9 protein-coding genes and 1 pseudogene are annotated in these 7,962 nt (G+C 46.8%); 6 read left to right on the plus strand and 4 right to left on the minus strand.

Features of this window, described 5'->3' with window-relative positions; genetic code table 11:
- The 5 genes from hisD (at position 1) to hisA (ending at position 4,844) form a co-directional block, all read left to right on the plus strand.
- Positions 1–1,311, plus strand: a complete 1,311-nt coding sequence (hisD, locus tag K6Y31_RS09075) for a histidinol dehydrogenase (protein WP_233052472.1) — start codon at positions 1–3, stop codon at positions 1,309–1,311.
- Positions 1,308–2,363 (plus strand): histidinol-phosphate transaminase, encoded by a 1,056-nt coding sequence (gene hisC / locus K6Y31_RS09080; protein ID WP_233052473.1) that lies wholly within the window; start codon positions 1,308–1,310, stop codon positions 2,361–2,363. The genes hisD and hisC overlap by 4 nt, the downstream gene beginning before the upstream one ends.
- A 61-nt stretch (positions 2,364–2,424) precedes the next feature.
- Complete coding sequence (gene hisB, locus K6Y31_RS09085; RefSeq protein WP_233052474.1) at positions 2,425–3,498, plus strand: bifunctional histidinol-phosphatase/imidazoleglycerol-phosphate dehydratase HisB; 1,074 nt, start codon at positions 2,425–2,427, stop codon at positions 3,496–3,498.
- On the plus strand, positions 3,498–4,094 hold the full coding sequence (gene hisH / locus K6Y31_RS09090) for an imidazole glycerol phosphate synthase subunit HisH (RefSeq protein ID WP_233052475.1): 597 nt from the start codon (positions 3,498–3,500) through the stop codon (positions 4,092–4,094). Before hisB ends, hisH begins: the two co-directional genes overlap by 1 nt.
- Positions 4,095–4,844 (plus strand): 1-(5-phosphoribosyl)-5-[(5-phosphoribosylamino)methylideneamino]imidazole-4-carboxamide isomerase, encoded by a 750-nt coding sequence (hisA, locus tag K6Y31_RS09095; RefSeq protein WP_233052476.1) that lies wholly within the window; start codon positions 4,095–4,097, stop codon positions 4,842–4,844.
- Positions 4,845–5,196: 352 nt separating this feature from the next.
- On the opposite strand, the gene K6Y31_RS09100 is transcribed toward hisA, so the two are convergent.
- From K6Y31_RS09100 to K6Y31_RS09110, 3 genes are all read right to left on the minus strand, one after another.
- On the minus strand, positions 5,197–5,433 hold the full coding sequence (locus tag K6Y31_RS09100; protein WP_233052477.1) for a hypothetical protein: 237 nt from the start codon (positions 5,431–5,433) through the stop codon (positions 5,197–5,199).
- 166 nt (positions 5,434–5,599) lie between these two features.
- Positions 5,600–6,043: a hypothetical protein gene (locus tag K6Y31_RS09105; protein WP_233052478.1), complete on the minus strand. Its 444-nt coding sequence runs from the start codon at positions 6,041–6,043 to the stop codon at positions 5,600–5,602.
- 120 nt (positions 6,044–6,163) lie between these two features.
- Positions 6,164–6,454 carry a hypothetical protein gene (locus K6Y31_RS09110; protein WP_233052479.1) on the minus strand — a complete coding sequence of 97 codons (291 nt, stop codon included), beginning with the start codon at positions 6,452–6,454 and terminating at the stop codon, positions 6,164–6,166.
- 151 nt (positions 6,455–6,605) lie between these two features.
- Between K6Y31_RS09110 and K6Y31_RS09115 the strand changes: the two are divergent.
- Positions 6,606–7,469, plus strand: a pseudogene (locus K6Y31_RS09115) (IS91 family transposase); the annotation flags it as partial.
- Between the two features lie 303 nt (positions 7,470–7,772).
- On the opposite strand, the gene K6Y31_RS09120 reads toward K6Y31_RS09115, so the two are convergent.
- The coding region (locus tag K6Y31_RS09120) for a hypothetical protein (protein ID WP_233052481.1) at positions 7,773–7,962 on the minus strand (190 nt) is incomplete at its 5' end.

Here is a 7,962-nt window from a genome sequence, read left to right on the forward strand (position 1 = left end):
ATGCTTACGGTCAACTGGCAAACGTTAAGTGACAAACAACAAACTCAGTTGTTGTCACGCCCAGCTATAAATTCATCGGCCGATATTACGGCGATTGTCACTGACATTATCGCCAATATTCGCAGCCGTGGTGATGAAGCTTTGTTCGAATATACTAAGAAATTCGATCAAGTAGATTCAAATGATATCCGTGTTACAGCTGCGCAAATTGACGCAGCCGAACAGCGTTTAGGCAGTGAGATTAAACAAGCTATTGAAGTGGCTTATCAGCAAATTCGCCGCTTTCACCAAGCGCAAGTGCAAGACGTTATTCGCGTTGAAACCATGCCGGGTGTAGTGTGCGAAATGCACACTCAAGCGATTGAAGCAGTTGGCCTATATATCCCAGGTGGCAGTGCGCCATTACCGTCAACGGTATTAATGGTCGGCGCACCGGCGCAATTAGCTGGCTGTAATCGCTTAGTATTATGCTCTCCGCCGCCACTGGCTGATGAAATTCTGTATGCGGCAAAAATGTGTGGCGTTGATGAAATTTACACCGTCGGCGGCGCACAAGCCGTTGCAGCAATGGCCTATGGCACACAAAGCATTGCGAAGGTTAACAAAATTTTCGGTCCCGGGAACGCTTTTGTAACCGAAGCCAAACGTCAAGTGAGCATGGACTTTGCTGGTGCCGCCATTGATATGCCAGCTGGCCCATCGGAAGTGTTAGTGATTGCTGATGACAGTGCAGACTCACAATTTATTGCATCCGATCTGTTATCACAAGCCGAGCACGGTCATGACTCACAATCGGTTCTTGTGACCACTTGTCCTGTGGTTGCCGAGAACACTGCGCAGGCCGTGTTAGATCAACTTGAACTGCTAAGCCGTAAAGACATTGCGGCGCAAGCCCTTGGCCATAGCATGATTATTATTGCTAAAGATCTTGAGCAAGCCATCGAGATTTCTAACACTTACGCGCCTGAGCACTTAATTGTGCAAACTCGTGATGCGCGCAGTTTAGTTGGCCAATTAAAAAATGCTGGCTCGATCTTTTTAGGTGAATGGACACCGGAGTCGGTCGGTGATTATGCCAGTGGCACCAATCACGTACTGCCCACATACGGTTACACCAAAACCTATTCAAGTTTAGGCATGGCCGACTTTGTGAAGCGCTATACCGTGCAAGAGCTTAGCCAAGACGGCTTACGTAATCTTGCACCAACGGTTACCCGCTTAGCGGACGCAGAAGGCTTAACGGCGCACAAACGTGCTGTTACCATTCGCATGGACCAACTCGCTAAATGCGATCAGGCTGGTAAAAAATGAGCATTGAAAAATTAGCAAGACAAACAGTGCAGGATCTGGTGCCTTATGAAAGCGCCCGTCGCATTGGCGGTAAAGGTGAAGTTTGGATCAACGCTAACGAAGCCCCTGATTGCAGTGAGTATCAATTAAACTGCGACCGGATGAATCGTTATCCTGAATTTCAGCCACCTGAAGTGATTAACGCTTATGCTTCATACGCGGGCTTAAACACTGACCAAGTATTAGCAACGCGCGGCGCAGATGAAAGTATTGAACTGCTTATTCGTACCTTTTGTGAGCCGGGTAAAGACAGCATTTTAATCTGCCCACCTACCTATGGCATGTATAGCGTTAGCGCGAATACCTGTGGTGTGGATATTAAAACGGTGCCACTGCAAGCCAACTTTGATGTGGATTACCAAGCAGTCGCTGACAACCTAGATAACGTTAAAGTGGTGTTTTTATGCGCCCCTAACAACCCAACCGGTAATATGCTTGATACTAAACAGCTGAAACAGCTATTGGCAGCCGCTAAAGATCGCGCGTTGATAGTGGTGGATGAGGCCTACATTGAGTTTTGTATCGACCAGAGCCAGGTTGAGTTAATTGAACACTACGAAAACCTAGTGGTGACTCGCACACTGTCTAAAGCCTTTGCGTTGGCTGCTATCCGCTGTGGTTTTACCTTAGCGCAGCCTAGCGTAATTGACATGATGAAAAAAGTCATTCCGCCCTATCCAGTCCCCGGTCCGGTCGCGCAGATTGCCAGCCAAGCATTATCGACTGGTGGCTTACACACCATGGAGCAGCGCGTCACTACCCTAAATGCTTTGCGTCGTGAAGCATTGGCGCAATTAGATGGCTTAGCGTGTGTGACAGAGTTATTTCCAGCCACGGGTAACTTTATCTTGGCACGCTTTGTCGATTCTAAATTGGCCTTTGCCACACTTGCTAAGGCCGGTATTATCGCCCGTGATTTTGCCAACAAGCCACGTCTAGAAAACTGCATCCGTATTACCATAGGTAATAAAGCGGAAATGAGAGCCACCATCAAGGCACTCGCAGCACTATAAAAAATTATTGGCCGCCTGAGTGCGGCCTTTTTGCTCTGCCAGGCAGAGGGAGAAGTAGTAAATGAGCAAACAAAAATTTCTATTTATTGATCGTGACGGCACTTTAATTGACGAGCCCATTACCGATAAACAAGTTGATAGCCTAGAAAAACTAAAGTTAGAGCCCATGGTGATCCCTAACTTATTAAAGCTACAGGATGCAGGCTATGTCCTCGTCATCGTCAGCAACCAAGACGGCCTAGGCACTGACAGCTATCCACAACAAGATTTTGATATCCCGCAAAATGCCATGATGGAAATTTTTGCTAGCCAAGGGGTTAAATTTGAATCGGTATTACTTTGCCCACATTTCCCTCATGAAAATTGCAGCTGTCGCAAGCCACACTTAGGCATGGTGAAAGAATACTTAGCCTCAGGGCGCATTGATTTCTCTGATTCTTACGTCATTGGCGATCGCGTTACTGATGTGCAACTTGCTGAAAACATGGGCTTAGAAGGTATTTTGTACAATACAGAAACGCTTAATTGGAATGACATCAGCGCAAAATTGCTCAACAAAGGCAATCGCGTAGGCCAAGTAACGCGCGTAACCAAAGAAACGTCCATTAGTGTTGCGGTTGATTTAGACCAAAGTGGCGGCAATGAAATCAGCACGGGCATCGACTTTTTTGATCACATGCTTGATCAAATAGCGACTCACGGCGGCATCCAGCTAAAAATGAACGTGAAAGGCGATTTACACATTGACGATCACCACAGCGTAGAAGACACCGCCCTCGCCCTTGGCCAAGCACTGCGCGATGCCATTGGTGATAAACGCGGTATTGGCCGTTTTGGTTTTGTCCTGCCAATGGACGAAAGTGAAGCCAGCTGTTCAATGGACTTATCGGGTCGACCATACCTCACCTTTAAAGCGCAATTCCCGCGCGACATGGTTGGCGCGATGGCCACTGAAATGGTTGAACACTTCTTCTATTCACTAAGCCAAACCTTAGGCGCAACGTTAAACCTAAAAGTAGAAGGCGAGAACACCCACCACATGGTTGAAGGCCTATTTAAAGCGTTCGGTCGTACTCTGCGTCAATGTGTGAAAAAAGAAGGCAATGAACTGCCATCGAGCAAAGGGGTACTTTAATGTCTGATCTTAACGTCGTCATTATCGACACTGGTTGTGCTAACTTATCCTCGGTGCGCTTTGCCATTGAGCGCTTAGGTTACCAAGTCACCGTGTCAAAAGACCCAGCTGTATTACAAAGTGCTGACAAGCTGTTTTTACCTGGCGTTGGCACTGCCAAAGAAGCCATGAACAACTTTGTTGAGCGCGACCTTGTTGAGCAAGTGCGCGGCCTCAAACAACCTGTATTAGGTATTTGCTTAGGCATGCAGCTGATGGCTGAATATTCCCAAGAAGGTGATTTGGCCACTCTGGGTTTAGTGCCCGGCAATGTTGATAAGATGCAAGTAGGCAAACTACGCTTGCCACACATGGGCTGGAACCAAATCACTCCGGTTGATGGTCATCCGCTGTTTAAAGACATTCCTGCGGGCAGCTATTTTTACTTTGTGCATTCCTATGCACTCGCGGTAAACGAATACACTATTGCCAGTTGTGAATACGGTCATCCATTTACCGCAGCAGTAGGTAAAGACAATTTTTACGGGGTGCAATTTCACCCTGAGCGCAGCGGTAAAGCTGGCGCGCAACTGATTAAAAACTTTTTGGAGCTATAAATGATCATCCCTGCATTAGATTTAATCGATGGCAATATTGTCCGGTTGTACCAAGGTGATTACGCGCAAAAAACCATTTATGGCGACGATCCACAAAGCCAATTTAACGCCTACAACAGCCAAGGTGCCGACTGGTTACACTTAGTTGATTTAGACGGCGCAAAAGACGTGACCAAGCGTCAACTAGACGTGATTGCGTCACTTATCAAACATACCCCAGCCAAAATTCAAATTGGCGGTGGCGTGCGCAGTGAGCAAGATGTGATTGACTTACTTGATGCAGGTGCGCAGCGTGTGGTGATCGGCTCAACAGCCGTGAAACAGCCCGAAATGGTGGTTGAATGGATGAAGAAATACGGCGCTGAGCACATCGTATTAGCATTGGATATCAATATCGACGCTGATGGCAATAAAATTGTTGCCATCGCAGGCTGGCAAGAAGCCAGTGGTCAAACCATTGAAAGCCTCATCAATATCTACTCCCCTGCTGGCTTAAAGCATGTGTTATGTACGGATATCTCCCGTGACGGCACACTCGCTGGCTCAAATGTGGAATTGTACGCTGAGCTTAAGCAACAGTTTCCAAACATTTTATGGCAAGCATCAGGCGGCATCGGTGGTTTAGATGACATAGCAGCAGTGGCGCGCTCTGGCGCCGATGGTGTCATTGTTGGCCGCGCGCTGCTAGAAGGTAAGTTTAACGTTGAGCAAGCCATCGCTTGTTGGAACGAGAACGTAACCGCTAACTAGTGCATAACTAATATTCTTTGATAACAATCGTTTGTGTAAATGGTTGTTATCAAGTTTAGCTTCATTGCTCTCTATTTCCCTCAAGACCAATACTACGATACGTGGGTAGTTTAACTTCATCTGTCAGAAGTAATAAAGTTTGCCACTTTTGAGTGCCTATCCGCTCGTCTTGAGAAAGGTACTCAGGCTAAGCGCGGTTAAAGATCAATGCAGCAATTTACTTAATAAGGCAGAACGCGAGATCGGCGAGGCTCAGGGGATAATCCGAGCGTTGTCCAACAATTGAATATGGGGTGTCGACTTCACGACACCTATTCTTATCTGTTAGGTGAATTCTACGATTATCCTATTCTCAATCACAGCCACCAGAATCACCAAAATCAATTGAGAAAAAGTCAGCTCCACCACCAGATGAATAACTTGATGTATTAGTTTGCCTTTTCAAGGACTCTGCTTGCTGCCTATCTAGGTTATCGACATCATTTTGTGAGTACAATAACTCGTTTGGTAAAGCATCCCCGCAAAACTCACACTTCTCGATTCTGCGGTTATAGATTGGTCTTTCACAGCTTGGGCATACAAACTTCATAGATTGAGACTCCATTCACCTAACGAGACTGTAGAATAACTCCAACAGCCAGATTTGACTAAAAAACGGGCCCTGCAATCAATCCTAAGCGCTTTTAAGACAATAGGTAATGCATTTGGAACCCATAAAACAGGCTGTTTTTCTTAAAAAAGAGAAATTATACAGCCTAACGCCGCCAAAACTGCCACCATTTTTTTGATGTAGCCTGACACATAGCTTCGCCTTCCGCCTTTAGCTCTTGCCAATTGGACTGGCCATCCTCGCCGTAAACTTCACCTTCTTCGCCTTGGACTTTTGCTTTTAAGGACACTGCTATCTGATACATTTTCTTGATAATTTCATCATCAGGATTCTTAACTTTGATATTGCCCTCAAAATAATCAAACCATGCCATATTTCCGTCTTTCTCATGTCCGGAGTATCCAGTCCAAACAGATAACCCTTCGCTTTCTACTCTAAGAGTTCCATTTGGCAATTCCGCCTCAGCATAGCCGTCCAATCTTATATCTGGAGAGGATTTAACAAAGTCACGCCACTCATCGAGCGTTATTTCATCACCCTCTTCGTCAAACCATTCAGCCTTTCTAGTGATGTGAAGGTCGTATCCCATGACGTCTCCTTGGGCAGCTAACGCTGCCAATACAGGCCGAGCGTAGCGAGGTCCAGTGCAATGCGCATTTTGCATTGCACGATTGTGCTTGGCCTTGTTATGAGTTTTTCTTGCAGCATGCTATAGCTCCAAGTCCTCTTTTACTTCAATTATCATTTTTGCAATATTCAGGTCGTGCACCGGCGCGGCAGATAATCCCATGCTTTCCGTTGAGACTTCGCCTAGATATTTGGCAATTGAATCAGGCGAATCACTTTCCATTGCGTAAGCGAAAACTCTTGGCAGGTAAGATTGATACTCGTCCCTGGCCCAGTCTCCATCTGAAATTCCGATTGGATCCCACTTATAAAAAAGAATCTCATCAATTCTTTTATAGAGTTCCAATTGATCTGGCGGTAACTTCTTTCCCATTACTCACTCTTGGTCGCTCAATTGCATAATACATTAGCATCTTCTTGAAATTACTCCAATTGTAACTGCGTCTACCACTTCGCCTATTCAACCATTTATATAAACTGTGAAGTATATAACGGTACAATCTATCAAGGCTGTGGCTATTGTCTGTGGCCATCGGTTTTGCCCTCAGTGCCAACAGCGCTCCGCGTCCCAATGGTTATGGCGACAACAAAGCAAGCTACTGCCCACCACTTACTTTATGGTCACCTTCACCTTGCCTTATGAACTGCGCCCCTTAGCCGCCTCACACCCGCGTCATCTGTATCCGCTGATGTTTAAAGTGAGCGCCCAAATCCTTAAAGACTTCGCCGCCAAACAAAACCAAGGCGAACTCGGCTTTACCTCGGTGCTGCACACCCACAGCCGACAGCGTAATCTGCATCCGCACATTCACATATTGGTGGCCAGCGGGCGTTACGATGAAAAGAAAAAACAATGGCATAAAGGCAGCAAAAACTACCTGTTTAACGCCTTTGCACTGGCCAACGTGTGGCGAGCCAGAATGCTCGACGCCATCAATCAACACCCGAGTTTAGCGCTGCCCAATCACCTGCCGCCAAAATGGGTGGTGGATTGTCGCGCCGTGGGGGAAGGATTACCGACATTGAAATATCTATCACGTTATTTATATCGCGGCGTGCTGCCAGACAAAGACATCATTAACATCACCAAGGATAACGTCACCTTCCGCTATCGTGATGGGCAAACCAACCACTGGAAGCAGCGCACGCTGCCAACACTGAAGTTCCTGATGCTAATGTTGCAACACGTGCTGCCCAAGGGATTACAACGCGCTCGTGATTACGGCTTTTTACGCGGTAACGCCAAAGCCATCTTGCACCAAATACAGTGCTTGCTATTGCCGTTGCTGCAACAGCTACTGGGGATTGAGCCACTGAGCCAACCGACGCGAACTTGCCCTTGCTGCCAACACAGCATGCGCTGCATTGGTATCCTGCGACCGAGATAATCAACCCCGCAAGGACGCAATAAGGATAATGGCATTCACCACGCTAAGGGCGACAACAAGAGGAATACGAATAAAGAAACAACACACAGGCAAGCCGTAACAAACTGATAAGGCAAGCGTTTATATTATGATCGCCCCCTTACATCCCTCCCGCTCGTCTTAAGAAAGGTACTCAGGCTAAGCGCGGTTAAGGCTCAATGCAGCAATTTACTTATTAAGGAAGGAATCGAGCTTATCGAGGCTCCGGGGATAATCCGAGCGTTGTCCAATCGAGTAGGAGGAGACCTCACGGCCTCCGTCCTCTCACACCACCGTACAAGCGTGGGTCGCATACGGCGGTTTCGAATATATTTTTAATGCTTCATACCCACCTAGCAGTGAGTATAATCCTTGTTCAGTAAATCGACTATCAGGTAACGCTTGATGAAGTTGAGGCGTTTTCGACAATGCCCACCACCCCTTATCTGATATCGCGAGTCTCCACGCATTGCGT

The sequence above is a fragment of the Motilimonas cestriensis genome, from assembly GCF_021295315.1.
GTDB classification, from domain to species: Bacteria; Pseudomonadota; Gammaproteobacteria; order Enterobacterales; family CBDFNC01; genus Motilimonas; species Motilimonas cestriensis.